The sequence below is a fragment of the Tomitella gaofuii genome, assembly GCF_014126825.1.
GTDB classification, from domain to species: Bacteria; Actinomycetota; Actinomycetes; order Mycobacteriales; family Mycobacteriaceae; genus Tomitella; species Tomitella gaofuii.
Map to the genome: position 1 here is coordinate 3,226,154 of NZ_CP059900.1, position 24,752 is coordinate 3,250,905.

Below are 24,752 nucleotides of genomic sequence, written 5' to 3' on the forward strand. Positions count from 1 at the left end.
GCGGAGCGACGCGTCTGCGCAATCGGTTGCGGGCCTGCACCGGACCCGGCGTGCCGCAATCAGTGCCCAGGTCCCCCGAACACACGACTGCCGGCGGAGCGTCCGCCTGTACTAGCGTGATCCGATGAGGAATTCCACACCATGGATTCTGCTGGTCGCGCTGCTGCTCATGGTCGCCGGATGCTCATCGGGCGACACCGGCGAGGGGTCGACCGCCGCCACGGGCGGGGCGGCCGGCACGACCACCGCGCAACGGAGCATCCCCACCGCCCTCATCATCGACGCCTCGGGGTCCATGACGGAGAACGATGCGCCCGGCCCGAGGATCGACGCCGCCAAGCACGCGGCGGACTCACTGGTGGCGGGCCTCCCCGCACGCAACGACTTCACGCTCCTCGCCTACGGCACCCGCACCGGATCCGCCCCCGAGGACAAGGCCAAGGGCTGCGTGGACGTCACCACGCTCATCCCGCTCGGTCCACTCGACGCGGCAGCCGCCACCCGCTCGATCGACGCGATCACACCCTCGGGCTACACGCCGATCGCCGCGGCCCTGACGCAAGCGGCCAACCAGCTTCCCCCCTCCGGCGACCAAGCGATCGTGCTGGTCTCAGACGGCGAGGACACCTGCGGCACCCCGCCGTGCGACGTCGCCACCGACCTGCACTCCCGACGACCGGCACTGACGATCTCCACCATCGGATTCCGCACCGGCGGGGACGGCGACGACGATCTCTCCTGCATCGCCGCGGCCACCGGCGGCCTGTTCGTCACCGCGGACAACGCCGATCAGCTCACCACCCGGCTGCAGGCGACGCGCGACCTCGACTCCGCCCGCACGGCCCTCACCTCCACCGGCCGCGATGGCGTGGAGATCGGGCACAGTGCCGGGGAAATCCGTTCCGTCGCCAACGATCTGCCCCCTGTGCCAGGCTCCGGCACAGTGCAGGTGGTCTGGCGCGATTGCGACCTGACATTCACCGACGGCGTTCTCACGGCCATCGCACCGCATGACGGCGGCAGAACTATCGACGGCATCCACCCGGGGTCCACCGTGGGCGACGCGGCAAGTCTTTACGGCCGGCCCGTGCACTCCCAGACGAACGCCGACGGCACGCGCACCCTGGTGTTCGCCGCGGACAGCGATGCGGGAACAGGCTTCCAGACAATCGCGGACGGGGAAGGCGAAGGCGCCCGCATCACCACCATCGTGCTGTGCGCGTGCCTGCCGGAGACCGCTCCGGCCTCATCGAGTGCGCCGCACTCGAGCGCACCGGCCTCCGGCGCAGCCGCAGCGGCCGCGCCGGATCCCACGGCACTCACCTTCGGCGGAACGGCGCAGATCCAGGCGGGGATGAGTACGCAGGACCTGTCCGCCACGGGCCTCGTCGGCGCGGTCACCCGCTCCGTCACCTGCGACTCCTATCCGCTCAATGGAAGCGACGAAGTCGTGGTGCTCGCGAAGAACGGCACCGTCCTGGGAGTCTCGTCGATGTACCGGACGGGACAGGCCTCCCCGTCCGTGCACACCGCCGAAGGAGTGCGCGGCGGTGACACGGCCGGCGACGTTCGCCGGGTATACGCCGGCCATCCCATCACCGCCGGCCGAGGTCAGTTCCAGTCGCACATGGTCGTCAGCGGCGGCGCAGGAACGGCACTCCTGTTCACGCTGTCGAACGGCACCGGCGACGAATCGACGATCGTCGGCATTGAGGGCAGCCTCGAACAGGCCCCGATGAGCACCACCTGCACGGGATAGACGACATCGTCGAGTCCCACCCCGAGACCGGGCCGTCGAGCATCACCCGGTCGGCGCAGGGCTGCCCGCAGCCCTGACGCTCGCATCGGAGCCCCTGTACCCGCAGGGGCTACCCTTGCCTTGGCCCGATCCGGCAAGGCGAGGAGGAGCACCTGCATGCGCGCGACGATCATCCACGGCCCCCACGACGTGCGCGTCGAGGATGTGCCCGACCCCGTGATCGAACAGCCCACGGACGCCCTCGTGCGGATCGAGCGCGCGTGCGTGTGCGGATCCGACCTATGGTCGTACCGGGGTGAGCGCGCCACACCGGCGCCGCGCCCCATCGGGCACGAGTTCATCGGCGTCGTCGAGGAGGTCGGAGCGCAGGTCGAGCACGTCGCGGCCGGCCGCTTCGTCATCGCCCCCTTCACCCATAGCGACGGGACCTGCGAGAACTGTGCGCGCGGGCTGACCAGCTCCTGCGACAACCTCGGCGTGTGGGGCGCGGCGGGCACCGACGGACGGCAGCTCGGCGGCGCGCAGGCCGAGTACATCCGCGTCCCCTTCGCCGACGGCACGCTCGTGCCCCTGCCGCAGCAGCCCGAGGTGGGCGACTACCGCGACCTGCTGGCGCTCTCGGACGTCATGCCTACCGGCCACCACGCGGCACGCTGCGCGAACGTCACAGAGGGCGGCACGGTCGTCGTCGTGGGCGACGGCGCCGTGGGGCTCTCCGGGGTACTGGCAGCACAGCGGCTCGGGGCGGGCCGGATCGTCGCGATGTCGCGGCGGCCGGACAGGCAGACCCTGGCCAAGAGGTTCGGCGCCACCGACATCGTCGACCAGCGCGGCGACGAGGGCGTGGCCGCGGTGTGCGACCTGCTGGGCGGCCGGCTGGCCGACTCGGTCCTGGAATGCGTGGGCACCGAGGAGTCGATGCGCCAGTCGCTCGGAGTGCTGCGCCCCGGAGGGCACCTGGGCTTCGTCGGCGTGCCCGCCACCGACCCCGCGCTGCACATCAGCGCGCTCTTCCCGCACAACTTCCACCTGGCCGGCGGCATGGCCCCCGCCCGCCCCTACATCGACGAACTGCTGCCCGACGTCCTCGCCGGGCGCATCTCCCCCGGACTGGTCTTCGACAAGGCGGTGCCCCTGGACGAGGTGGGCGACGCCTACGAGATGATGACACTCCGCAAGTCCATCAAGACCATGGTCACACCCTGATCGCCCGAACCCTGGAGAAACGCATGAGCCTGCCCGCACCCACGCCCGAGGCCCGCGCCGTCGTCACGGGAGCGTCCTCCGGCATCGGCGAGGCGCTCGCCGCGGAGCTCGCGGCGCGCGGGCACAATCTGATCCTCGTCGCGCGGCGCAAGGAGGTCATGGACGGCCTCGCCGCAAGGCTCACCGACGAGTTCGGCGTGCAGGTCGAGGTGCGCGGAGTCGACCTCGCCGACCGCGACGCGCGCACGGTGCTGGTGGACGAGCTGTCCGGCCGCACCGTCAGCATCCTGTGCAACAACGCCGGTATCGCCACGTTCGGCCCGGTCTCCGAGCTGGATCCCGAGTACGAGCGCGCCCAGGTGGAGCTCAACGCCGTCGCGGTGCACGACCTGACGCTGGCCGTGTTGCCGGGAATGATCGCCCGCGGCATCGGCGGGATCCTCATCACCGGATCGGCCGCCGGGAACATGCCGATCCCCAACAACGCCACCTACGCAGCGACCAAGGCGTTCGCGAACACGTTCTCCGAGTCGCTGCGCCATGAGCTCCGCGGCACCGGCGTGCATGTGACGCTGCTGGCACCCGGCCCCGTCCGCACCGAGGAACCGGACCCCGCCGACGCGTCCATCGTCGACAAGCTCGTGCCCGACTTCTTCTGGATCTCCAGCGACTACACCGCCAAGCTCTCGCTCGACGCGCTGGCCGACAACAAGATGCGCGTCGTCCCGGGGGTGCTCGGCAAGGCCATGTCCACCGCTGGACAGTACAGCCCCCGCGCAGTGGTCGCCCCCGTCGTCGGAGCCTTCTACAAGAAACTCGGCGGATAGATCGGCTGTTCACACGGTGCGCGCACGCAGACCGGCCGGCGCGGATAAGGTGAGTCCCGTGCAAGACAAACTGGTGTGGATCGACTGCGAGATGACCGGCCTGGATCTGGGCTCCGACAAGCTCATCGAGATCGCGGCCCTGGTGACCGACGGTGAGCTGAACATTCTGGGCGACGGGGTCGACGTGGTCATCCACGCCGACGACGAGGCGCTGGCGAACATGCCGCCGGTGGTGCAGGAGATGCACGCCACATCGGGGCTCACCGAGGAGGTCCGCGCCTCCGCGGTGACGATGGCGGAGGCGGAGAAGACCGTGCTCGCCTATCTGCGCGAACACATTTCCAGCGAGGGCACCGCCCCGCTGGCCGGCAACACCATCGGCACCGACCGCGGCTTCATCGCACGCGACATGCCGGACCTCGACGGATTCCTGCACTACCGCATGGTGGACGTGAGCTCCATCAAGGAACTGTGCCGCCGGTGGTACCCGCGGATCTACTTCGGCAAGCCGGAGAAGGGCCTGGCGCACCGGGCTCTCGCCGACATCCGCGAATCCATCGATGAGCTCCGCTTCTATCGCAAGACGGCGTTCGTCCCCGACCCCGGGCCCACGTCCGAGGAGGTGGCCGAGATCGCCGCGGCCATGACGGCCGCCGACGATTCGGCGGGCGCCGGTTCGGATTCGCGACCTGCCGATTAGACCCCGGGCGTGCCCGCACGCTAGTATCGTCCGTGGCTTCGCGATGAGGAGCCGTCGGGTTTTCGCGCCCGGCGGAGTCTGATCGTGATCCGATGGTGGGCGTAGCTCAGCTGGTAGAGCACTGGGTTGTGATCCCAGATGTCGCGGGTTCGAGCCCCGTCGCTCACCCCACCAGGACAGGGCCCGGATTGCGGCCGAGGGTGCGCCCTCAGCCGCAATCCGGGCCCTGTCGTCGTTGGCGGGTCCAGTACGGCACGGTCCGTACTCGTGCGGCGCTGCGCCTGCCGCGACCCGGCCCCCTTCCCGCGAGTTGCTGCAGCGTCTCCCGCGATCCAATCTCCCACCCGCGCGCCGTTCTCCACCTCGCGAATCATTCTCGCGCGGCGAATCTGTGAAGCGGCGCGCAGGCTGATGGGGCGCTCGCAGCCGGACGGTCGAATGATTCTCGGATTGCAGAGCGGCTCGCACCCTGGCCGTCGGCTCGCCCGCACGGTGCAGACCGGCTCGCGAACTCCGACGGCCTGCATTCCGCTGCGTCCCGCCAATCAATCCGCGGATCCGCCTACGCTCGAAACAGCAACGCGCGCACATTGCAACCAGCGTGGAAAGGAGCCAGCGCATGGCGGACCGCCTCAGGTACGACGACGTCGCGGCGGCGGCAGCCAGAATCCACGGAGCCGTGCGCCCGGTCGTGGTCGTCCCCGCCGAGCCCGTCACCCCGACCGACGGGCCCTCCGTGTGCTTCGCCCTCGAGCAGCTCCAGTTCACCGGCACGTTCAAGGCCCGCGGCGCACAGAACTTCATCCGCGCCCACCACGAGGCCGGCTCCTTCCCTGCCGCCGGGGTGACGATCGCATCCGGCGGCAACGCGGGTATGGCCTGCGCATGGTCGGCGAGCCAACACGACGTCCGTGCCACGGTGTTCGTGCCGTCGTCGGTGCCGCAGCTGAAGATCGACCGGCTCAGGAGTTACGGGGCGGACGTACGCCTGATCGACGGGCCGTTCGCGAATGCATGGGATGCGTGCGACGCCTTCGCCGTGGAAACGGGCGCGCTCAAATCGCACGCCTACGACGACCCGTACATCGCGGCCGGGGCGGGCACCGTGATGCTCGAGATCGTCGAGCAGGTTCCGGAGCTGGACACCGTGGCGGTCGCCGTCGGCGGCGGCGGGCTGTTCTCCGGGATCGCCGCAGTGGCCGGGCATCATGGGATTCGCGTGATTGCCATCGAGCCTGAGCGCGCCCCCACCCTGCACACAGCCCTGGACGCCGGCGGCCCGGTGGAGGTCGAAGTGGGCGGGGTCGCCGCGGATTCGCTGGGCGGCCGTCGCGCGTCCGCAAGCGCCGTGGCTGCGGCTCAGTACGGCGACGTGCGCTCCGTTCTCGTCTCCGACGACGCGATCGTACGGGCCCGTCAACGCCTGTGGGACGAACATCGACTGGCGGTCGAGCACGCGGCAGGCGCAGCGCTCGCGGGAATCAGCGACGACGACTATCGACCGGCACCCGGCGAGCGGGTGTGCGTCGTGCTGTGCGGGGCGAACACGGATCCGTCGGACCTGCACTGACAACGAACGACGGAGCCCCGTCCCGGTCAGGCCGAGACGGGGCTTCGTTCTAAGTCGACCGGTCAGCTACCGACCATGTCCCCCAGAACGTTGCCGAGCACGTCGCTGAGGATCCCGCTGATCGATCCCTGCGGATCGGTCAACGACCCGAACACCTGGCTCGAGCCCGAGTTGACGGACCCGAAGCCCAATTTCTCAAGGCTGCCCTGACCAGACTCGACGATGTTCTTGTCACGAATCTTCAGGCAGGCGCCCTTGTCGAGCCATTCCTGGCTATCCCAGCCCACGGGACGGGCCTGCACCCCTGCTTGCTGTGTGGAACCGACCTCGGCATCGGCTGGAACCTTGAAGGTAGTCTTCAGCTCCACATAGTGACTGGAGTTCATATCCCACGTGACATCAGTGCGCTCCCAGTACAGATTCTTATCCGAATCCGAACGGAGGTTCGCGTCATACCAGGTCTGCCCGGGCCCGAGCGTCCACACGTTCACTCGCGCACCGTCCTGGAGCACAAACCCTTCCGGTGCTGCGATCCCGATTTCCTTAAGATTCCAACCACCCGAGGCCCGCGAGATCCGCGTGGTGTAGGTCACCACTTGGCCCGGGTAGGCCGCGGCGGGCGAGACGGTTTGCTGGGCCGTTATTTCTCCACCCTTGAAACTCTCGGTCGCATTGCACGACGAACTGTCCGCACTCGCCACACCCGTCCCCACCGCGACGCTCATCCCGGTGGCGATCAGGGCGGCGCTCGCGCCGGCGGCGGCGATCCGTGTCAGGGTCTTACGGCTCACTGGGTCTCCATTCCCTTGGCGTGACATGGCCCGGCCTCTCTGGGCCCGAGTCGTGTGACACCGCAGGCGCTCAGCATGAAGTCAGTCACACTGAGAAGAGACTATACGAACGTCCGGATCCTTTTGCAACACGTTTCAAGTTCTCGGCGCGGCCGGCTACGCCACGTCGGCGTTGCCCGCCTTCCACTTCTCCCACGGGATGTTCCAGTCGCCGAGCCCCTCGGTGCCGGACAGCGTGCCGCCCACCGTGTTCTTGACGACGACGATGTCGCCCCGCTTGAAGTTTTCGAAGAACCACTTCGCGTTCGCCGGGCTCACGTTGAGACAACCGTGGCTCGTGTTCTGGCTCCCCTGCGCCCACACCGACCACGGCGCGGAATGCACGAATATGCCCCCGTACGACATGCGGGTGGCCCACTCGACCGGTGTCTTGTATCCGTTCGGGTCATCGATGGGCAGGCCATACGTGGACGAGTCCATGATGATCTCGTCGTGCTTCTCCCCGATGATGTACGTGCCGTTGGGCGTCGGGAACATGTTCTTACCCATCGACGTGGGCATGGTCTTAATGACCTCACCATTACGCGAGATCGTGATCATCTTCGTATTGTCGTCGGCGACGGCGATCACCGAGTCGCCGATCGTGAACGTCGCGTGCGTGTCCTCCTGGCCATAGAGCCCGCCGCCGAGATCCTTGCCGTAGGTGTTGACGTCGACCGTCACGTCGGTGCCCGGCTGCCAGTACTCCTTGGGGCGCCAATGCACTTCCTTGTTCGACACCCAGTAGAAGGCGCCCTCCACCGGCGGATCGGCCGTGACGGTGATCGCTTCCTGCGCCGCCATGCGGTCCGGGATGGGTTCGTCGAACTGCACCACGGCCGGCTGGCCCACACCCACAGTCTGACCGCCGAACGGCAACATGTACGCCGCCGTCAGGTTGTCCGGCTGGACCGTGGTGAACTGCGCGGTCTCCGTGACGGGCCCCGCCTCGCCGCGAGCCTGGGCCTGCACGGTGTAGGTGGTGCCGTACCCCAGGTATTCGGCCGTGGTCCACGATTGGCCGTCAGGCGCCAGTTCGCCCACGACCTTTTCACCCTGCGGGTTGGTCATCGTCACGCCGGTGAGCGTGCCGTCGGCCACCGTGAGGGACACGGGCTCGATCGGCGAAATCCCGGTCGAGCCGTCCGGCACCGCGAATTCGACCTCCGCGGCGACCTTCTCCGGCGTCGCAGGCGCTGCGGCGGAATCGGAATCGCCGCCGACCGTGCACGCGGACGCGGCCCCCACCAACGCCACCAGACCGACAACGGCAACAGCTTGACGGCGCCCCCAAACGCGTCCCCAGCTCGCCTTCACACACGACTCCGTTTCACAATCGATAGACACGACGCCGACCGCCCCTACGCCAATCGGCCCCGTCTGCGTGCCCGGGAGTTCCCACCGTCACAGCAGACGTGCACCATATGATGCCATCAATGGGGCGACCTGCGGGAACACCGCGCCGCGTTAGCGACGTACACCACACGTCCACCCCACGCTTTTGTCATCGTCCACGGGCCTGATACTGTTTCCAACGCACCGAGCGAACGGGGTGCGGCGATGATCGTCGACTCGTTCGCCTGGCACGCACGCGCCGTTAGCTCAGTTGGTAGAGCAGCTGACTCTTAATCAGCGGGTCCGGGGTTCGAGCCCCCGACGGCGTACAGCCAAGCCCCCGTCCGGATCGTCATCCGGGCGGGGGCTTTCTCGTTCCAAGCCCAGGATCCATCCGGCCGGCACGCGCGTGAGCATCTCGATCCGCTTAGCGATCGCGACGATGTCGCGCGGCTTGGCGCGGTCGGTCTCCCACGCGGCGAGCGCCGCGGCGGTCGACCCGATCGCCTCGGCGAACTCCCGCTGCCCCATACCGGTGAGTCCGCGCACCTTCTTGATGCGATCCCCGACAGTCCACTCGGGGTAGATCGCCCTGTCGTCTTCTACGGTCGCGTTCATGCCGTGAGTATGACACCCCATGCAAACTAGGGCAACCCACGGCAATATCAACCGGCGACACGCCGTTCAATTGACAGCATCTATTTACGCATGCTTGTCTTCACCCCATGCAAAGTAAGTCTGCTCACTCCCCGGCGGAGGATCTGGTTCAGCCGCTCGTCGCGGCTCGGATCGCAGGTGTCTCCGTCGACACGATCAAGCGCTGGGAGAAGGCCGGGCGGATCTCGTCTATTCGCACCCCCACAAATCACCGCCGGTACCGGCGCGCCGACGTCGAAGCGCTCATCAAGCCGGCCTCGGCCGCGTCCTGACCCCAGCAATGAAAGGGCCCGCCCGGGCTTCCCTCCCGGACGGGCCACGACACACCAGCAAAGGAACGAATGTGTCTCACCAATCCTACCGACGGGGGCCCGCGATGCCTGACCGCCGCCCACACCACACCCCGCAGCTGCGCCCCGCGCACGTCCCCGACCCGCTGATGGTGCTCGCCGAGATCGAGGCCCGCCGCCGGCACCCCGCGGGCACCGGACGCCGCACGCCGATGGACACCGCCTGCGACTTCCACGACGAGGTCGACACGCAGACCGGGCGACTGCTCCCCCGCCGCATCCCCGGCGCCGTGGAACCGACCGCCTGCAGCTTCGGGTTCGAGCCGGTCACCGGCTGGGACCGGTGGTCGGACCTGTCCCGGTCACACAAGGCCGCACTGATCACTATCTCGGCGATCGCCTGCCTCATTGTCGCGGCAGCCATCGTCGGCTCGTGGGGGTGGTGACCGTGGTAGCGACCGTGGGAACCTGCCGCCCTGTCATTCCCGCCGACGGGCTCACCGTCGACGACGACACCGAGGAAGCCGCACGCCGCACCGTCTGCCGCAACGCCCGCAACGGCGCCGAGGCCGCCGAGTTCCTCGCCATGCTCGGCATCACCCCCGACAAGGCGGAAGCACGGTCCCGCCCGACGTCGCCGCTGTCGAAGAACCAGGCCGCCGCGCTGCGCGGCCGGACCAAAGCCAAGACGGTGCGGCTGAATGATCCGTGCGCGGGCGGCTGCGGCCAACTCCTCCGCCCGTACAAGATGCGCGCGGCGGAAGCACCGGGGACGGTCGGCGCGCAGGCCCGCGGCCTGTGTGCGGGCTGCTACCGCAAGGCCCGCGCGGGCGAGATCGAGGTGGTGCAGCCGTGACCGAGTACTGGCACGTCGATCAGATCCCCGACGGCACGCCCGTCGTCGAGTACGGCACCACCGAACGCCGATTCATCTTCCGCAATGGCCGGTTCGACGACGGAGTCCACCAGCTGCATGCCGCCGACGTCGAGTTCCCTCTCTTCCATGACACCGGAGACCACCCATGAGACCGCTGCTTCCGCACCGCATCCGCCCCTGGTACCCGCCGCGCACCGAAGCGCATCCCATGCGCCGGCCGGTGTCGGCGACGCCGATCTACGACCAGCTCGCCGCCGAGTACGGCTTCGACCCACTCGAGGAGGGGACACGATGACCCGTGCAGATGTGTGCGCGCGGTGCGGGCACGCCCGCGTGCTCCACGAGACCGTGCCGACCGATCACCGGTTCAAGTCCCCGCGGAAGAAGGATCGGGCGCCGGAGCCGCCGATCGGCCGGGACGAGCTGCGCGCGATCATCCGCGCCGAAGTGCGCGCCGAGCTCGCGCGGGCACGGCCGGAGATGGTGACGACGAACGAGTACCACGTACCGGAGCCGGTCCTGTCGCGTGATCAGGCGGTGCGCCTCGCCCAGGCTCCGCAGCCGGGCGAGTCGGCAGCCGACGCGGAGATCCGCCGCCGACTCGAGGGTTCAGCGCAGGTCGCCGAGATCATCGCCCGGGCACAGCGGGGTGATCGGTGATGCGCACGCTCCTCGAGTCCCTCGCGTCGACGCCCAGCCCCGCGTCCCCGCATGGCCGTCTCGGCGACCTCGACCGGGTCGGTGACGCCGCCCTCGAGGCGGCGGCGTGGATCCGCGAGCAGGACCCGCACGCCCTGCACGCCCTGCTGACCCGGATCGGTGGGGAACGGCCGGCCGCCCTCGCCGACGTGTGCATGGCGCTCGCGGCCCTGGTCGACCCCGACGAGACGGACGCCGCGCGGGCCGCGCGGGTGGAGGCGATCAGCGCGCCGCGGGTGCGTCTCGTCGGCCGCCGGTACGGGGGCGCGGCATGACGACCTCCTACACCCCGCGCGACGAGGACAGCATCGCCGACATGCTCGCTCCCCGGCCGATGCCGCTGGTGGAGGTGCACTACGAAGTGCCGCCGACCAAGTCGGATCAGCGGCCGTACCGCACGGTGATCGGCCGGGTGGCCCTGGTCGACGCCGGACTCGTCGTGGTCGACCGTGATGTGCCCACCCCGAAGGGGGTACGGACCACGGAGATCCCCGCGGCCCGCGTGATCCAGATCGACCACCTGCCCGCCCCGCCCGACCAGACGACGCAGGAGGGCTGATGGCAGCTGCTCGCCGCACCCACCGCCGCACCACCACGTGCGGCCGGTGTGAGGCGCCGATCGTGTGGGTGACCACGGCCAGTCGTGGCACCCGTCTCGCCCTCGACGCGTCCCCCGATGACCACGGTGTGTTCCAGGTGGTCACCGGCGGCGCCGACGGGTTGATCGGCCGGCCCCTGGCGGGCAGCGGCCTTGCCGCCGCGATCGCGGACGGCACGCCCCTGTTCATTCCTCATCGCCGCACCTGCACGGCGAACAAGTCCCACAACCCCATGCCAGACGACGTGCGCGCCGAGATCGCCCGAGCGTTGGGCCGCGCCACCTCAGGAGAGACACCATGACCACCCCCGATACATCCCAGACAGGGCCATCCGTCCCCGCGGACGAGAAGTGGCTGAGCGACGTCACCGCGGTCCCCATCGAGAAGATCGTGCCGAACCCGCGGAATCCACGGCGCGAGGTCGCGGTCGACGCGGACCTGGTCCTGTCGATCAAGGCGGTGGGCGTGCTGCAGCCGCTGATCGTCGTCCCGGACGGCCTGGCCGATCCTGTCGACGGCTGGGAGCGGTACATGGTGGTGGCCGGGCACCGGCGTCTGCAAGCCGCGATCAAGGCCGGCCTGGCCGAGGTGCCGTGCATGACCCTTATTGGCCGCGATGACGCGCCGGACCAGATCGTGGCGATGCTCGCTGAGAATAAGGACCGCGCCGACCTGACCGTGTCGGAGGAGGCTGGGGCGTATCAGGCATTGCTCGACCTGGGTCTGACGCCGGCGAAGGTGGCGAAGAAGACCGGCCGGTCCGCCGCGCATGTCGGGGATCACCTGGTGTTGGCCCGTCAGTCGGAGAGAGTCCGCGGCTACGTCGACAAGGGTCAGGCGAAGCTCTCCGACGTCGCCGCGCTCGACGAGTTCTCGGATGACCACGAGGAGTACGAGAAGCTGGCCGGTCTGATCGGCTCGCCGTCGATGTTCCAACTGCACCTCGAGTACGCCCGCCGGCGCCGCGACCGCGCCGCCGCCGCCAAGGCAGCCCGCGACGAGCTCGCCGGGCGCGGCATCAACGCGGTGACCCTCGACGAGCTCGGCGAAGAGATAGCCCAGGAGCAGATCGACTCGGGCGTGGATCCGGACGAGGTCGATGGGGCCGCCGACATCGACGACGTGTGGGAAGAACTCGACGCCGAACCCGACGACCCCAAGTCCGCGGAAGTGCGCGCCCTCGTCGACGTGCACGAGTCGGAGCCGGTGGTGTGGCTGCGCCGCCGGCCCACCCCCGAACCTGGCAGCGAGCAGGAAGCCGCACAGCGGGAGGAGTCGGCGGCGCAGGCCCGCCGCCGCGAAGAAGACCAGGCCATCAGGCAGCAGACGGAGGAAGTCGCCGCCGCGGCCCGCGTCCGCTGGCGGCACCTGGCCGAGCAGGCGCGCGGCGTGTCGACCGCGGCCCGCGCGGAGGAGCTGTTGCGGCCGGTGGTGGTGCATCTTGCCGCCGACCGGATGCGCCAGGCCCCGTTGAAGCACGAGTACGTGCGGGTGATCCTCGGTCTGCCGGAAGTCGAGATCACCTGGACGAACACCACCACCGCGACGCCGGACGCAGACATCGAGAAGGCGATCGGCCGGCTGAACCGACATCAGCTGGCCGCGGTCGCCCACCTGCTCGACGAGGGGCCGCAGTGGGAGATGGGCCTGCTCAATCCGCACAACTGGCGCGACGCGCAGTCGGCGCGGAACGGCACCGCGCTCGAGGACTGGAAAGAACGGCTCTCGCTCGAGTGGGGCTACGAGCTCGCCGACATCGAGCGGGCCCTGGTGATCGAGGGCGAGACGGCCCGCGCCGCCGCGGCCCTCGAGGCGGAGAACGCCGAAGACGCCCCCGCCGACGGAGACGTGGGCGATGGGGCCGCGTAGTGGATACCGCCGCCGCGGCCGACGACTGGTGGCATTCGCTGCCGCCGGATCGGCGGGTGCAGATCTGGCGGTGGGTCGACCGCCCCGCCGCCCCCGCGGAGACGCCCGGCCAAATGTCCATCCCCATCCGCTCATCGAGGAGGCGCCATGACCGCACCCACCGCTGATGCCCCGCCCGTCGCGCGCGGCGTCGACGTCATCGTCGGCACCAAGGACCTGCGGGCCGCCCTGGCATCGGTGCTCGCCCACGCGGGCGGGGACCCGGAAATGCCGGAGCGGCACCGAGTCGTCTGCGAAGTCGGGCCGGAAGAGCTGATCTGGTGGGCCACCGACGGCATGTCCGCGGGCTTGGCTTGGCACGAGGTGCACTCGCACCAGGCGGAGGGGCTGGGCCGGTTCGCGATCCTGCCGGCGGATGCGAAGAAGCTGCTGTCGATCTTCAAGGCGGGCAAGGAAGCCGACGACGATCCGCAGTTCATCGTGCAGATTCAGGTAGTCCAGAAAGGTGACGAGCAGTTCGTCACCGTGACGGACCAGTCCGGGCTGCTGCCGGGACGGTCGTACCGGGTGCCGCAGGTGTACGGGGCGGACTCGCCGGGGCCGGCTGTCGACCGACTGCTCGCCCGGCTGCATCACAGCTCGGCCGCGTGGTCGGAGGAGGCCGTCTTCAACGGCGAGGTGCTGGCCCGGTTCAAGGCGGCCACCGGCGCGTACCGGGCGCCGGTGCAAGTCGGCGCGGTCGCCCGGTCGAAGTCGTTGTTCGTCCGGTGCGGCGCGCACTTCATCGGCGCGCTGATGTCGATCCACACGGCCGAGGAGGAAGAGAAAGAACGCGCCGCCTGGCGCGAGGCGTGGGCCGAGCGTCTGCCCCGCCCGGCGGCGGGAGACCTGTCGTGACCGCCCCCGCCGCTGCTGCCGCTGGCCTGGTCGTGGCCGGCGTTGTCGCCGCGGCCACCACCGGCGCGGTGGCGGCGTTCCTGGCCGCTGACTTCGTGTACGGCGCCGCCGCGACCGTGTTCGGCCTGCGCCGCCTGCCCACCCGACCCGCACGGCCCACGCCGCGCCCCTACTCCCCGAGGAGTTTCCGATGACCCCACTGCACGTCACCCCCGCCCCTGCCTACGGCGACGGCCGCGACTGGACCACCTGGTACACGCTGATGCGCTGGCTGGCGTTCACCACGTGGACACGCACTGGATGGGGGTCCTGGTCGTGACGGCCCGTATCGCACCCCAGCCGCCCGTGTGGGTCACGGACCGCGTCGAACCCTGCCGGTCCTGCGGCACCGACATCGTCTGGTGCCGCACCGAGAAGGGCACGCTGATGCCCGTCGACGCGGCCCCGTCGACGGCCGGGAACGTCGCCGTCTCCCGTGTCGGGTCCGAGCTGCACGCCGGAGTCGTCCCGCCCCGGCAGGCCGACGGCATGCGCGCCGCCGGCCGCCCCGTGTTCCTCGCCCACTTCGCGTCGTGTCCGCACGCGGACCAGTGGAGGAAGAAGTGAGCCGCCCCGCGGCCGTGGGTGACCGGGTCACCGTGCGCCCCGGCGTCTACGCCCACATCACGGCAATCCGCCGCAGCCCGATTCCTTACGCCGAGCTCACCACCGAGCACGGCGACCGCATCACCATCCCCCTATCGAAGTTGGAGGTCTGATGTACGACATCGTCACGGTGCAAGGCGTGGGCGAGCGTGTGGGCCAGCCGCAGTCGCGCATGGCCGAGTACGTCCTCGAGCACCTCAACCACAGCCAGTTCCGCGAGGTGCCGTGCCTCGACTACGTGACCGTCGGGCCCGTGGGCGTGGACCCCGGCCCATCGCTGGACTTCGCGGTCGCCCGCGTCGCGCGCAGCCTGATCCGCACGATCTCCGACACCCCGAACCCTGCGGTGCTGATCGGGTACAGCGGCGGCGCACTGGTCGCCGGCAACGTCGCCGAGGAAATCGCCGACGGCCTGTACCCGGACCTCGACGTGCGCGGCGTGGTGCTGATCGCCGATCCGGCCATGCCGCGCGGGATCAGCCCGGACGGCTACGGCGTGTACGCGGACCGGGCTACCGGCATTCCCACGTTGTGGCTGTGGGATAGCCGCGATCCGATCTGCTGCGCGGGGGACCCGTCGCCGCTGCACACCCTGTCGGATCAGCTCGCGGCGCTGTCGTTCGGCGCGCCGGACGTGTGGGCCCAGGACCTGTACGACCGGCTCCGGTCGGGCCGGTGGCAGCAGTCGGCGTTCAACCTGTTCGACCTGTTCGGCACGTTCCGCCGCTACTCGCGGGCGATCGACCAGATGGGCTTCTACCTGACCGGCGGCCACTTCGAGGCGTACCGGTATCGCGGCCACGAGGCCGCGGCGTGGATCCGGCAGGTGACGGCATGAGGCGCATCGCGGCCACCGCTACGACGGTCGCCTTGGCCGGTGTCGGCCTGGCCGCCGGCGCCGTGCTCGTCGCCGCGTCGGTCGTCGAGGCCGTCGCCACCCGCCTCGAGGAGGCGGCGTGGTGACCACCTTCGAGTGCGGGACGTGCTTCCTGTCGGACGCCGACTTTCCCGCGGGCCGCGATCCGGCCCCGTTCTTCACGCGGCGCGGCGGCACGCAGTACTGCCTCGTATGCGCCGAGAACCACGACGAAGGAGACCCGCAATGACCACCCCCAAGAAGTTCCGCAAGCGACCGGTAGTCGTCGAGGCCGCCGTCTGGAACACCTACGGCGACCATCGTGCCGTCGACTACTACCGACACCCGCCGGTCGACCCCTCCACCGGCGAGATCGTCGGCGCCGGCGGCATTCTCATGGGCCGGATGAAGCACAGCGAGGTCCCAGACCGTTTCCGCCGTGCGACCTGCGAGGCGCTCATGGACGACCACGGGTGGATCGACACTCTCGAAGGCGGCCACACCGTCTGCCCCGGGGACTGGATCATCACCGGCGTCGCGGGCGAGTTCTACCCGTGCAAGCCGGACATCTTCGCGGCCACCTACGAGGAGGCCACCGATGTCTGACGACATTCTCGTCCGCGCCGAGCAGGCGATGGAGGGTGTGACGCCCGAACCGTGGTCGCTCTACGAATCGGAGGGGCACCAGGTCGCGGCGGTCAACCGCGACGTGAAGTTCTTCATCGCGCTACTGCATCCTGACGACTGCGGGACTGAGCCCGGCCCGAGCAACATCCGATTCATCGCCGCCGCCCGCACGCTGGTGCCCGACCTGTCCGCCGCGCTGCGGGAGGCGCGGATCGAGGTGGCTGCGACGCGGAGCCACGCCGGGATGCTCGAGGCGGAGGCGGGCATCCTGCGTACCCAGCGTGATGAGGCCCGGGCCGAGGTGGAGCGGCTCCGGGAGGGCGATTGGGCGCTGCTCTCGCGAAACCTCCACAACGCCGAGGCTGGGCGTGACGAGGCGCGGGCCGAGGTGGAGCGGCTGCGCGCCGCCGACCCGCTCTATCGCGTGCACCACGCGATCACGTGTGCGGGCGATGCTGCGGCCGCAATCCTGCAGGCGCAGGCCGAGCGTGACGAGGCGCGGGCCGAGGTGCAGTCGCTCGGTGACCGCGTGGATGCGCTGCGCGAGCATGTGGGCATCGAGGCCCGGGCGTGCGAGGAGTGGGAGTCGAACGCCGAGTCCGCCGAGGCTGGGCGTGACGAGGCGCTGGCAGCCATCGCACGGGTGCGGGAGGCCGTTGCCGGGCAGCCCGTTTGCGATGTCCACCCGGACGGCGACCCGATCGCCTGCGGGTGGAAGCGCGCCGTGGCCGACATCCGCCGCGCCCTGGACGGTGATGACCGTGGCTGACCTCGACTTGGCTGCGATCCGCCGGCGCATCCCGTCCGTGCCACGTGAGGACATGTCGCTGCATGAGCGGGATCGGGCCGACCTGCTGGCTGTCGTCGCCCGGGTGGAGGAGCTGGAGGCCACGCTGAGGGCCGACGTCGAGGGGCTGGACCCGCTCGTCATCGTGCCCGCCCATGGAGTGATCGAGATGCTCCGACGTGCCCTGGACGGTGGCGTATGAGTCCCCGCCTGATGACTGAGCCTCCGCTCAATCCACGCTGCCCGCTTGTCGACTGCGGCGGCGTGTAGCGGGCCTGCGTGCGGCCCTTTGGGCACGACGGCGAGCACCGGGCCGGTAGTGAGCCGATCGAGGAGACACGACGGTGAGCCCGGAGCATTGGCCGGGGGATGCCGGCGACCTCCTCGCCGCCGACCCGTTAGGCGTCGTCGCCGACCGCCTGTGGGAGGGGATCGTCCGCACGCTCGGCCTCCTCGAGGATGCGCTGGGCCTGCCGATGGGAACCGTGCTCGGCGAGGTGGACGCGTCCGAGTGGGTCCGCGAGGTGCTCGATGGACTCTGAACCACGCACCTGGGTGCTCGTCGCTGAGGTGCGCAAGCCGCCGATGACCGCGAACGAGCAGCGGCGCGCCACCTGGCGGACGATGCGCGCGGCGAAGTACGAGGCCGGCCAGATCGTCTGGGCGCTCGCCAAGCGGGCCAGGGTGCCGCGGCTGCGCCGCGCGCGGGTCGACGTCGTCTGGCACGCCCCCACCCGCACCCGCCGCGACGCCGACGCGCTCGGCCCGTTCCTCAAGGCCACGCTCGACGGGCTCGTGCAGGCCGGAGTCGTCGCGGATGACGACTACCGGTACGTGCCCCGCGTCGGGTTGGGCGTCGAGATCGACCGGGACCGGCCGCGCATCGAGATCACCATCACCGAACTAGGAGCCCCGGAGTGACGGAAGAGGAGATCGACGCCCTCGTCGACGCCCAGCTCGCCCAAGAGCCGTCCGGCTACGACAACAACCTGGGCCAGCCGGAGTGCCCGCATTGCGGCGACGATTTCCACGGGCTCGCGGTGACGGAGCGGATGCTGCAGATGCGGAGCTTCGGCGAGGTCGACCCGGACTATCGGTATGACGAGGACACGTCGCGGGTCATCTGTCCGGGGTCGTTGTTCATCGGCCCGCCCCCGCCGCCGCCTCACTCGACGTTCACCACGCGACCCACTGAGGCGATCGCTGTGGGCGGCGGGTACACGCTTAGCAGGCTGCAGCGCATGCGCGACGCATTGCAACCCTCGCAGGTCCACCCCGCCGTCCGCGTCGATCCTGCCGGTGCGGGCCTCGGCTTCCGCGGAGGACGCGCGCCGCGCTGGTGGCGCCTCGACGTCACCGCCGCCCTCTCCGATGGCTTGCACTTCAGCTGGGAGGAAACGAGGCCCCGGGGGCCGTGGAGCACCGCCGCTCTGGACCTGTTCATCGTCTTCCGGATGGACGGCAGCCAGTCGAGTTGTCCGCTGTCGCAGGACGTTGATGGCGACTCGATCTGCTACGAGATCGACGGGCGCGGGCGCCTCGCCGTGCTGGAGATCTACGCGCTGGCTCCACCGGCACTCGGCTCGTGGACACCCACCCGCAGCCTGGGCCTGTCCGACGCCCCGATCATCCGCGAGGCCGACCTGCCGGCGCCGATCACGATGCGCAGATGGCTCATGGAGGACGGGCTGCCGACCGCCTCCGACTGCTCGCCGCGCGCGCTGGCCCCGATCCCACCCACGAATAGGAGCACTGATGTCTGACCGGCCCGTGATCGTTGTCGATGTCGAGACGACCGGTCTCGACCCCGCGAAGCACACCGTGGTGGAGCTCGCCGCCGTCGATCTGGACACCGGGGACCACATGGTGATCGTCCCCGCGCTGCGCAAGGAGGACCTGGCCGCCGCGTCGCCGCGCGCGTGGACGGTGAACCGGTATTTCGAGCGGCGGGTGTACGAGCAGGCGATGGGCAAGTCGGCGCTCAACGACGCGCTGTGCGAGCTGTTCGGCTGGCTCGACGGGGCGACGCTGGCCGGGGCGAGCCCCGCGTTCGACGCGGCGTTCCTGGCCAAGCTGTTCGAGGACCGGTGCGACGCGGGAGTGCCGACGTGGCATCACCGGCTGGCCGACCTGTCCGCGCTCACCGCGGGAGCCCTGCGCACGGATCCGCTGCGGCTGCCGGGCCTGTGGGAGTGCTGCGAGCTGTGGGGTGTGGAGAACGCGGCGCCGCATACGGCGCTCGGCGACGCCCAGGCGACGGCCGAGTGCCTGCGCATGCTGCGCGCGCACTGCGATGGCCGCGGCCCGATCAGCCCCGACTACGAGGGCCACCAGCCGGCGCCGGAGCGGTACTCGGCGTCGGCGGCCGCGGAGGCGCGGCTGTGATGCCCGCCCCGGCCGGGCCACGCGCCCCACCAGCCCGCCTGTGACCTGTGAATGTTCCGGTTTTGCGCACTGAAATGAGGAGTGATCAATGTCGTCTGGTGGTGGCCCGTGGCGTGGCTGAGGATCGGCGACAACTCGATCACGAACCCCCGTCTGCTGCGGCTCTACGAGCTGCAGATCGACGGGATCACCCGCAACGCCGTGTTCGGGTTCCTCGTCGGCAGCGCGTCGCTCGCCGCCGCGCACCTGACCGACTACGTCGTCTCCTACGGCAATGCCCGCGTGGTCGGCGGCGACGACGACGCCACCGCGGTGCTGCTCGACCTGTGCGAGCGGGCCGGACTGATGGAGCGCATCACCGTCGACGGCACGGCCATGTGGAAGATCCCCGACGACCCGGAGTTCATCCACATGCGCACCCGCGAAGAGATCGAGTGGGAACGCCAACGCAAGTCCGACAACGCGAACCCGGAACTGGTGATCCCAGTCCGGCTCCGCGACGGCGACGGCTGCCGCTACTGCGGCCAGGTCGTCAACTGGAAGGCCCGCAAGGGCCGGCTGCGCGGCACTTACGACCACCGGCGGCCCGGTCAGGCCGCCACGGTCGAGACGATGGTCGTCGCCTGCCAGGGCTGCAACGCGTCCCGCTCCGACGATCCGCTGGCCGACGAGCGCCACAAGCTGCTGTCGGCCCCGACCCGGCCGTACTACTCGGCCCACACCCGTGACTGGATCGCCAATCACGAATGGGCCCGGTCGAACGGCTACAGCATCGACACCCGGCGCGGGCGAACCCTGCCGCCGGGAACGGTGCCCGACGACCGCCAAGCGGAAGTCGACCGCAACCAGGCAGCCCACGCGGCCGCCACCCCGGACGCCGGCAGCCAGCCCGCGCCCACCACCACGACGCCGGCGCCGCAGCCAGCGGCGCCGCACCCTGCTGCGGACCCACAGCCAGTGGGAGAGCGCGCACCCGTCCCGCCGCCACGGCCTGCGGACCCACACCCGGTGGGTGGACGCGACCAGGCGGGACCCACTACACGGCCTGCGGCCCCGCCTGACGCGGGAGGACGCGACCACGCTGCGGACCGGCACCCAGCCGGTGGACGCGCACCTGCTGCGGACCGGCACCCAGCCGGTGGACGCGCACCTGCTGCGGACCGGCACCCAGCCGGAGAACGCGCACCCACACCGCCAGCGGCCCCCACAGCCAGTCGGGAGAACGCGACGGTCACCTTGCCCCTACAACCCGGCAGCGGACCGGCAACCAGCCGGGGAGACGCGCCCACACCCCCGCCCCCACCAGCGCCAACACCTGACCTGCTGTACCCAGCAGATCCAGCAGAAGCCAGGTCTACAGGTTCTGGAAAGTCCGGGTCGGGACGGGACGGGTCGGGCCGGGTCGGTTCCCAGACGCGCACACGCGCGTCTGGGCCCGGCACGGTCTCGCCTCGTCGTCGTAGTCGCCGCCGATCATCCAGGAGCCGTACGTGACTTCCCACCAGACTGATACCGATGGGTTCTTCCTCGACCGTGTCGGGCAGAAGGAACTCCGAGATCTCCTCGAGCAGGTCCCCGGAGTCGTCGAGGACCTGGCCGTGACCATCGCCCGGCAGGACTGCTTCGGTCGGAGCCCGGGACGGCGGGGCCGCCTGTCCGCCTCGCCGATGCCGTTCAACCCGGAAGCCTCGGAAGCGGGCGACGAGCTGCGCGCCGTGCTGGCCGGGTGGGTGCGCCGCACCTGCGAGGCCCGGCAGCTCGACTACGGCGGTGCGAGCGACGTGCTGTCGATGGCAAGGTGGCTGCGCCGGTGGATCATCGCCGTGGCCCTGACCGACGGGGCCGAGCAGATCGTCGACGACGTCGGCCGCGTGCTGCAGCACTGCCGGCGCCTGTCGGACCGGCCGCGCGACCCGCGCACGTTCGTCGACCCCGCCACGGCGCGGGAGGCGGAGGCGCGAGCGCGGGCGAAGGAGCTCACCCCGGCGGGCGTGCTCGAGTTGGGCCGGTCGCTCGGCGCACCGTGGGACAAGCTCACGAAGGCGCGGATCCGCACACTGCGCATCGCGGGCAAGCTGCCGGTGCTGCGAGAAATCAGGATCGGGGCGGGCGATCCCATCCGCGTCTACCGGATGGGCGACGTCATGGACGCACACCTGGACCACCCGACACGCCAGGCCGCACCGGGTGCTTGACCTTAAACACCCCCACCCGGCTATGCTGAGCGCATTGCGCGGGACGTGGGCCAGAAGGACACCCCGCGCTTTCGTGTTCTTCCCGCGTCACGCCGGTACTCAGTCGGAGTGGATGACGGTCAAGCTCGGCCCATGACCCCGTTGATGAATCGGGTGAGGTCGTGCTGCGCGGGAACTTACTCCCTCGACTGCCCCCTGCTTTCAGTAGTCATTCGAGCTGCACCCCGCATGGCAACACGGTCCGGGTGCGGTCGAGGGAACCTACGCCTCGCCCCGGCGACCACCGTGCCCCCGCTCTGAACCCATGGCGGGGCACGCGCACGTCGACCCTCCCCAACTCGTGGTCGGGTGCGCGCTGGTGCGGCGAGGTTCACCCCCGTGGCCCGAGGAGGCGGTCGTGGACTCGGACTACCGGACCGCGCTCGTGCGCTTCGAGATGGAGCTGGCGCGCCGGTCCGGTGACCGCGGCCGCGAGCGCGAGCTGCAGTCGCACCTCAACCAGCTCGTGGCCGACGACTTGGCCGGGCAGCCGTGAGCCGCGCGCCGCTGCGCGTGTGCGCGGAGGACGGATGCCCTGCCATGACACCCGGGTACCACTGCCCCACCCATGCCCGCGCCAGGGAGGCGAGGGCACATGGGTCGACCCCCACCAAGGTCACCCGCACGTGGGCGGAGCGGCAGCGGCGGGCCGGGGTGGTCGAGTCGTGGCGGAAGTTCCGGGGCGATTGGTGCCCCGGGTTCGAGCGGCCGCCGCACCGGTCGTCGGATCTGACGGCCGACCACGTGACCCCGGTGGCCTCCGGTGGCGCGGCCGACGGTCCCCTCGGGGTGCTGTGCCGGTCGTGCAACTCCCGCAAGGGTGTTCGACTTTCGAGCGCGAGGGGTGGGGGGTACCCCCGTCGGAGGTGACGAGCGCCGCCTCGGGGGAGGGCGCTAAAAGGTGCGGAGGGTTCAAAAAGTCCAGGTGAGAGGCTTGGGCGCCTTGATGTTGGCGAGATGCCGATGGAGGTTTCGAGATGGCTCGGGGTGGTGCGAGGAACCGGTCCGGGCCCCCGGCGGAGGCAACGTCGGGCCGGAGCGAGCGGCGCGGGTTGGCGATGCGGTCGCTGCCGGCCGAAGGATTTCAGGGCAAGGTTCCCGACTGGCCGTTCACGAAGGGCTCGACCCGTGAGCGGTCGGTGTGGAAGAAGCTGTGGCGGACGCCGCAGGCGGTCGCGTGGGCCGACGAACCGTGGCGTTGGGAGACCATCGCGATGTACGTGCGGTGGAAGGTGCGCGCGGAGGCGGCGGACGCGGGCCCGGGGATTGCGACAGCGATGATCCGGCTGTCGGATCAGATCGGCATGTCGCCGGCGGGGCTCGCGGAGAACCGGTGGGCGATCGCGGACGCGGTTCCCGAACCGAAGCCGGAGCGCCCGTCGGGTGAGCCGTCGGAGGAGTCGTCGGGCGAGGCTCCGGTGCGACGGCTGAGGGCCGTCGCCGATGATTGATGACGGGTTCCTCGTCGACTTCCCCACGCTCGGCGACGTCGGTGAGGCGTGGGTGCGCCGGCACTGCCGGGTGCCCGACGGATACCAGCGTGGCGCCGAGTTCGAGTGGTCGGACTGGCAGTTCTGGTGTGCGGCGAACTACTACCGGGTGCGACCGGGAGCAGCGTGGACGGACTACCCGCTCGGCGCGCAGGCGTTCACCTACCGGCGTGCGCAGGTAGTCGCTCCCCAGAAGACGGGCAAGGGACCGTGGTCGGCGACGATGACGCTCCTCGAGGCGGTCGGGCCGTCGCAGTTCCTCGGCTGGGCGAAGGCCGGCGACGGGTACGCATGCAGCGATTGGGGTTGCGGCTGCGGCTGGGAGTACGAGTACCTTCCGGGCGAGCCGATGGGCATGCGGCACCCGTCGCCGGTCATTCAGCTGACGGCGTCGAACGAGGACCAGGTCGGCAACGTGTACCGGCCGTTGACGGCGATGATCCGTCTCGGACCGTTGGCGGATCTGCTGCTCGTGCGCGAGGGGTTCATCCGTGTGCTCGGCGAGGCCGGGGGCGAGGACTTCGACCGCATCGACGTGGTGACGTCGTCGGTGAACGGCCGCGTCGGCAACCCCGTCTCGTGGGTGCTGCAGGACGAGACCGGGTTGTGGACGAAGACGAACAAGATGATGAAGATCGCCGACGACCAGCGGCGCGGCGCGGCAGGCATGAACGGGCGCACGTTGGAGACGACGAACGCGTGGAACTCGGCGGAGAACTCGGTGGCGCAGCGCACCTGGGAGTCGCGCGCGGAGGACGTGTTCAAGTTCTTCCGGATCCCCCCGGCCCGGCTGTCGTGGGGGAACAAGCGGGAGCGCCGTCAGATCCTGCGGTTCGTCTACAAGGGCTCGCCGTGGGTGAACCTCGACTCGATCGAGGCGGAGGCCGACGAGATCGGCGAGACGGACCCGTCGCAGGCGGAACGGTTCTTTGGCAACCGGGTGACCTACGGGGCGGGAACGTGGCTGCCGGATGGGCTGTGGGAGTCGAGGTGGTCGGATGCTCTGGCTCCCAGCTCCTGACGATGCCACCGAGGTTGCGCTCGGCATGGACGGGTCGGAGTCCGACGACTGGACCGCGATCAAGGCGGAGACGCGCGGCGGGCTGTTGTTCACGCCGCGGTATGGGCCGGATGCGCGGCCGACGATCTGGGATCCGGCCGAGTGGGGCGGGAAGATCCCGCGCGGCGAGGTGCATGCCGCGGTGGACGAGCTGTTCCAGCGGTACCGGGTGGGTCGGTTCTACTGCGACCCGTTCGACTGGCGTTCGGAGATCGGCGACTGGTCGTTGCAGTACGGCGAGACTCGGGTGTCGGAGTGGCCGACGAACAGGATCGACAGGATGTGGAAGGCGTTGCGCCGGTTCGAGACCGACTTGACGACGGGCCGGATCACCCATGACGGGTGTCCGATCACGACGGTGCACATGCGGAACGCGCGGAAGGTGGCGAAGCCCGGTCAGAAGTACGTGATCGGCAAGCCGGAGCAGCACCAGAAGATCGACGCGGTGATCGCGTCGGTGATGGCCCATGAGGCGGCGTCGGACCTGCACACCGAGGGGTGGAGGGCGACGGGCGCCGGTGTGTCGACGGCGATGTACGGATTCAGCTGAGGG

39 protein-coding genes and 2 tRNA genes are annotated in these 24,752 nt (G+C 70.1%); 38 read left to right on the forward strand and 3 right to left on the reverse strand.

Annotated elements, in window-relative coordinates; genetic code table 11:
- The first annotated feature begins 124 nt into the window (after positions 1 to 124).
- The 6 genes from H4F70_RS14915 to H4F70_RS14940 all read left to right on the forward strand — a co-directional run bounded on the left by H4F70_RS14915 (position 125) and on the right by H4F70_RS14940 (position 6,062).
- Positions 125 to 1,759, forward strand: a complete 1,635-nt coding sequence (locus H4F70_RS14915) for a vWA domain-containing protein (RefSeq protein ID WP_182357731.1) — start codon at positions 125 to 127, stop codon at positions 1,757 to 1,759.
- Positions 1,760 to 1,915: 156 nt separating this feature from the next.
- Entirely contained in the window at positions 1,916 to 2,965 is a 1,050-nt protein-coding gene (locus tag H4F70_RS14920; protein ID WP_182357732.1) for an alcohol dehydrogenase catalytic domain-containing protein, read from the forward strand.
- Positions 2,966 to 2,988: 23 nt separating this feature from the next.
- Positions 2,989 to 3,792, forward strand: a complete 804-nt coding sequence (gene cmrA / locus H4F70_RS14925) for a mycolate reductase (RefSeq protein ID WP_182357733.1) — start codon at positions 2,989 to 2,991, stop codon at positions 3,790 to 3,792.
- Between the two features lie 58 nt (positions 3,793 to 3,850).
- A complete protein-coding gene (gene orn, locus H4F70_RS14930) occupies positions 3,851 to 4,492 on the forward strand; it encodes an oligoribonuclease (RefSeq protein ID WP_182357734.1) in 642 nt (213 codons plus the stop codon).
- Between the two features lie 95 nt (positions 4,493 to 4,587).
- Positions 4,588 to 4,663 (forward strand) — tRNA-His (locus H4F70_RS14935).
- 448 nt (positions 4,664 to 5,111) lie between these two features.
- Positions 5,112 to 6,062: a threonine/serine dehydratase gene (locus tag H4F70_RS14940; RefSeq protein WP_182357735.1), complete on the forward strand. Its 951-nt coding sequence runs from the start codon at positions 5,112 to 5,114 to the stop codon at positions 6,060 to 6,062.
- Between the two features lie 62 nt (positions 6,063 to 6,124).
- On the opposite strand, the gene H4F70_RS14945 is transcribed toward H4F70_RS14940, so the two are convergent.
- Together H4F70_RS14945 and H4F70_RS14950 are read right to left on the reverse strand one after the other, a co-directional pair.
- Positions 6,125 to 6,853 carry a hypothetical protein gene (locus tag H4F70_RS14945; RefSeq protein WP_182357736.1) on the reverse strand — a complete coding sequence of 243 codons (729 nt, stop codon included), beginning with the start codon at positions 6,851 to 6,853 and terminating at the stop codon, positions 6,125 to 6,127.
- Between the two features lie 156 nt (positions 6,854 to 7,009).
- Complete coding sequence (locus tag H4F70_RS14950) at positions 7,010 to 8,149, reverse strand: L,D-transpeptidase (RefSeq protein WP_235681137.1); 1,140 nt, start codon at positions 8,147 to 8,149, stop codon at positions 7,010 to 7,012.
- Between the two features lie 334 nt (positions 8,150 to 8,483).
- Here H4F70_RS14950 and H4F70_RS14955 point away from each other — a divergent pair.
- A tRNA-Lys gene (locus H4F70_RS14955) sits at positions 8,484 to 8,556 on the forward strand.
- On the opposite strand, the gene H4F70_RS14960 is transcribed toward H4F70_RS14955, so the two are convergent.
- On the reverse strand, positions 8,522 to 8,845 hold the full coding sequence (locus tag H4F70_RS14960) for a helix-turn-helix domain-containing protein (protein ID WP_182357738.1): 324 nt from the start codon (positions 8,843 to 8,845) through the stop codon (positions 8,522 to 8,524). The genes H4F70_RS14955 and H4F70_RS14960 overlap by 35 nt on opposite strands.
- Positions 8,846 to 8,952: 107 nt before the next feature.
- Between H4F70_RS14960 and H4F70_RS14965 the strand changes: the two genes are divergently transcribed.
- The 31 genes from H4F70_RS14965 (at position 8,953) to H4F70_RS15110 (ending at position 24,749) form a co-directional block, all read left to right on the forward strand.
- Positions 8,953 to 9,156, forward strand: a complete 204-nt coding sequence (locus tag H4F70_RS14965; protein ID WP_182357739.1) for a MerR family transcriptional regulator — start codon at positions 8,953 to 8,955, stop codon at positions 9,154 to 9,156.
- Positions 9,157 to 9,260: 104 nt separating this feature from the next.
- A complete protein-coding gene (locus H4F70_RS14970) occupies positions 9,261 to 9,620 on the forward strand; it encodes a hypothetical protein (RefSeq protein WP_182357740.1) in 360 nt (119 codons plus the stop codon).
- Positions 9,608 to 10,030, forward strand: a complete 423-nt coding sequence (locus tag H4F70_RS14975; RefSeq protein WP_182357741.1) for a hypothetical protein — start codon at positions 9,608 to 9,610, stop codon at positions 10,028 to 10,030. Before H4F70_RS14970 ends, H4F70_RS14975 begins: the two co-directional genes overlap by 13 nt.
- Positions 10,027 to 10,200, forward strand: a complete 174-nt coding sequence (locus H4F70_RS14980) for a hypothetical protein (RefSeq protein WP_182357742.1) — start codon at positions 10,027 to 10,029, stop codon at positions 10,198 to 10,200. Before H4F70_RS14975 ends, H4F70_RS14980 begins: the two co-directional genes overlap by 4 nt.
- The gene (locus H4F70_RS14985; RefSeq protein WP_182357743.1) at positions 10,197 to 10,346 is read left to right on the forward strand and encodes a hypothetical protein; all 150 of its coding nucleotides are present in this window, start codon (positions 10,197 to 10,199) and stop codon (positions 10,344 to 10,346) included. The genes H4F70_RS14980 and H4F70_RS14985 overlap by 4 nt, the downstream gene beginning before the upstream one ends.
- On the forward strand, positions 10,343 to 10,711 hold the full coding sequence (locus H4F70_RS14990) for a hypothetical protein (protein ID WP_182357744.1): 369 nt from the start codon (positions 10,343 to 10,345) through the stop codon (positions 10,709 to 10,711). Before H4F70_RS14985 ends, H4F70_RS14990 begins: the two co-directional genes overlap by 4 nt.
- On the forward strand, positions 10,711 to 11,025 hold the full coding sequence (locus tag H4F70_RS14995) for a hypothetical protein (protein ID WP_182357745.1): 315 nt from the start codon (positions 10,711 to 10,713) through the stop codon (positions 11,023 to 11,025). The genes H4F70_RS14990 and H4F70_RS14995 overlap by 1 nt, the downstream gene beginning before the upstream one ends.
- A complete protein-coding gene (locus H4F70_RS15000; protein WP_182357746.1) occupies positions 11,022 to 11,309 on the forward strand; it encodes a hypothetical protein in 288 nt (95 codons plus the stop codon). The genes H4F70_RS14995 and H4F70_RS15000 overlap by 4 nt, the downstream gene beginning before the upstream one ends.
- Positions 11,309 to 11,650 (forward strand): hypothetical protein, encoded by a 342-nt coding sequence (locus tag H4F70_RS15005; RefSeq protein WP_182357747.1) that lies wholly within the window; start codon positions 11,309 to 11,311, stop codon positions 11,648 to 11,650. The genes H4F70_RS15000 and H4F70_RS15005 overlap by 1 nt, the downstream gene beginning before the upstream one ends.
- Entirely contained in the window at positions 11,647 to 13,218 is a 1,572-nt protein-coding gene (locus H4F70_RS15010; protein ID WP_182357748.1) for a ParB/RepB/Spo0J family partition protein, read from the forward strand. The genes H4F70_RS15005 and H4F70_RS15010 overlap by 4 nt, the downstream gene beginning before the upstream one ends.
- A 147-nt stretch (positions 13,219 to 13,365) precedes the next feature.
- Positions 13,366 to 14,115 (forward strand): hypothetical protein, encoded by a 750-nt coding sequence (locus H4F70_RS15015; protein WP_182357749.1) that lies wholly within the window; start codon positions 13,366 to 13,368, stop codon positions 14,113 to 14,115.
- Entirely contained in the window at positions 14,112 to 14,309 is a 198-nt protein-coding gene (locus H4F70_RS15020; RefSeq protein ID WP_182357750.1) for a hypothetical protein, read from the forward strand. Before H4F70_RS15015 ends, H4F70_RS15020 begins: the two co-directional genes overlap by 4 nt.
- Positions 14,306 to 14,434, forward strand: a complete 129-nt coding sequence (locus H4F70_RS20850) for a hypothetical protein (RefSeq protein ID WP_268968333.1) — start codon at positions 14,306 to 14,308, stop codon at positions 14,432 to 14,434. Before H4F70_RS15020 ends, H4F70_RS20850 begins: the two co-directional genes overlap by 4 nt.
- A complete protein-coding gene (locus H4F70_RS15025; protein WP_182357751.1) occupies positions 14,401 to 14,721 on the forward strand; it encodes a hypothetical protein in 321 nt (106 codons plus the stop codon). The genes H4F70_RS20850 and H4F70_RS15025 overlap by 34 nt, the downstream gene beginning before the upstream one ends.
- Positions 14,718 to 14,873 carry a hypothetical protein gene (locus H4F70_RS15030; protein WP_182357752.1) on the forward strand — a complete coding sequence of 52 codons (156 nt, stop codon included), beginning with the start codon at positions 14,718 to 14,720 and terminating at the stop codon, positions 14,871 to 14,873. Before H4F70_RS15025 ends, H4F70_RS15030 begins: the two co-directional genes overlap by 4 nt.
- Complete coding sequence (locus H4F70_RS15035; protein WP_182357753.1) at positions 14,873 to 15,598, forward strand: alpha/beta fold hydrolase; 726 nt, start codon at positions 14,873 to 14,875, stop codon at positions 15,596 to 15,598. Before H4F70_RS15030 ends, H4F70_RS15035 begins: the two co-directional genes overlap by 1 nt.
- Complete coding sequence (locus tag H4F70_RS20855) at positions 15,595 to 15,723, forward strand: hypothetical protein (RefSeq protein ID WP_268968334.1); 129 nt, start codon at positions 15,595 to 15,597, stop codon at positions 15,721 to 15,723. Before H4F70_RS15035 ends, H4F70_RS20855 begins: the two co-directional genes overlap by 4 nt.
- Positions 15,720 to 15,866: a hypothetical protein gene (locus tag H4F70_RS15040; protein ID WP_182357754.1), complete on the forward strand. Its 147-nt coding sequence runs from the start codon at positions 15,720 to 15,722 to the stop codon at positions 15,864 to 15,866. The genes H4F70_RS20855 and H4F70_RS15040 overlap by 4 nt, the downstream gene beginning before the upstream one ends.
- Complete coding sequence (locus H4F70_RS15045) at positions 15,863 to 16,222, forward strand: hypothetical protein (protein WP_182360570.1); 360 nt, start codon at positions 15,863 to 15,865, stop codon at positions 16,220 to 16,222. The genes H4F70_RS15040 and H4F70_RS15045 overlap by 4 nt, the downstream gene beginning before the upstream one ends.
- On the forward strand, positions 16,215 to 17,012 hold the full coding sequence (locus H4F70_RS15050) for an HlyD family secretion protein (RefSeq protein ID WP_182357755.1): 798 nt from the start codon (positions 16,215 to 16,217) through the stop codon (positions 17,010 to 17,012). The genes H4F70_RS15045 and H4F70_RS15050 overlap by 8 nt, the downstream gene beginning before the upstream one ends.
- Positions 17,005 to 17,232 (forward strand): hypothetical protein, encoded by a 228-nt coding sequence (locus tag H4F70_RS15055; protein ID WP_182357756.1) that lies wholly within the window; start codon positions 17,005 to 17,007, stop codon positions 17,230 to 17,232. Before H4F70_RS15050 ends, H4F70_RS15055 begins: the two co-directional genes overlap by 8 nt.
- A gap of 142 nt (positions 17,233 to 17,374) precedes the next feature.
- Entirely contained in the window at positions 17,375 to 17,572 is a 198-nt protein-coding gene (locus H4F70_RS15060) for a hypothetical protein (protein ID WP_182357757.1), read from the forward strand.
- Positions 17,562 to 17,951, forward strand: coding sequence for a RusA family crossover junction endodeoxyribonuclease (locus H4F70_RS15065; protein WP_182357758.1), 390 nt, complete (start codon positions 17,562 to 17,564; stop codon positions 17,949 to 17,951). Before H4F70_RS15060 ends, H4F70_RS15065 begins: the two co-directional genes overlap by 11 nt.
- Positions 17,948 to 18,793, forward strand: coding sequence for a hypothetical protein (locus H4F70_RS15070; protein ID WP_182357759.1), 846 nt, complete (start codon positions 17,948 to 17,950; stop codon positions 18,791 to 18,793). The genes H4F70_RS15065 and H4F70_RS15070 overlap by 4 nt, the downstream gene beginning before the upstream one ends.
- Positions 18,786 to 19,415, forward strand: a complete 630-nt coding sequence (locus H4F70_RS15075) for a 3'-5' exonuclease (protein WP_182357760.1) — start codon at positions 18,786 to 18,788, stop codon at positions 19,413 to 19,415. The genes H4F70_RS15070 and H4F70_RS15075 overlap by 8 nt, the downstream gene beginning before the upstream one ends.
- Positions 19,416 to 19,496: 81 nt before the next feature.
- Positions 19,497 to 20,909, forward strand: coding sequence for a hypothetical protein (locus H4F70_RS15080; protein ID WP_182357761.1), 1,413 nt, complete (start codon positions 19,497 to 19,499; stop codon positions 20,907 to 20,909).
- Positions 20,906 to 21,610: a hypothetical protein gene (locus tag H4F70_RS15085; protein ID WP_182357762.1), complete on the forward strand. Its 705-nt coding sequence runs from the start codon at positions 20,906 to 20,908 to the stop codon at positions 21,608 to 21,610. The genes H4F70_RS15080 and H4F70_RS15085 overlap by 4 nt, the downstream gene beginning before the upstream one ends.
- Positions 21,611 to 22,007: 397 nt before the next feature.
- Positions 22,008 to 22,145: a hypothetical protein gene (locus H4F70_RS15090; protein WP_182357763.1), complete on the forward strand. Its 138-nt coding sequence runs from the start codon at positions 22,008 to 22,010 to the stop codon at positions 22,143 to 22,145.
- Between the two features lie 562 nt (positions 22,146 to 22,707).
- Positions 22,708 to 23,100, forward strand: coding sequence for a hypothetical protein (locus H4F70_RS15100; RefSeq protein ID WP_235681138.1), 393 nt, complete (start codon positions 22,708 to 22,710; stop codon positions 23,098 to 23,100).
- Complete coding sequence (locus tag H4F70_RS15105) at positions 23,093 to 24,160, forward strand: terminase (protein WP_182357766.1); 1,068 nt, start codon at positions 23,093 to 23,095, stop codon at positions 24,158 to 24,160. Before H4F70_RS15100 ends, H4F70_RS15105 begins: the two co-directional genes overlap by 8 nt.
- Positions 24,138 to 24,749, forward strand: a complete 612-nt coding sequence (locus tag H4F70_RS15110) for a terminase TerL endonuclease subunit (RefSeq protein ID WP_182357767.1) — start codon at positions 24,138 to 24,140, stop codon at positions 24,747 to 24,749. The genes H4F70_RS15105 and H4F70_RS15110 overlap by 23 nt, the downstream gene beginning before the upstream one ends.
- Positions 24,750 to 24,752: the final 3 nt, after the last annotated feature.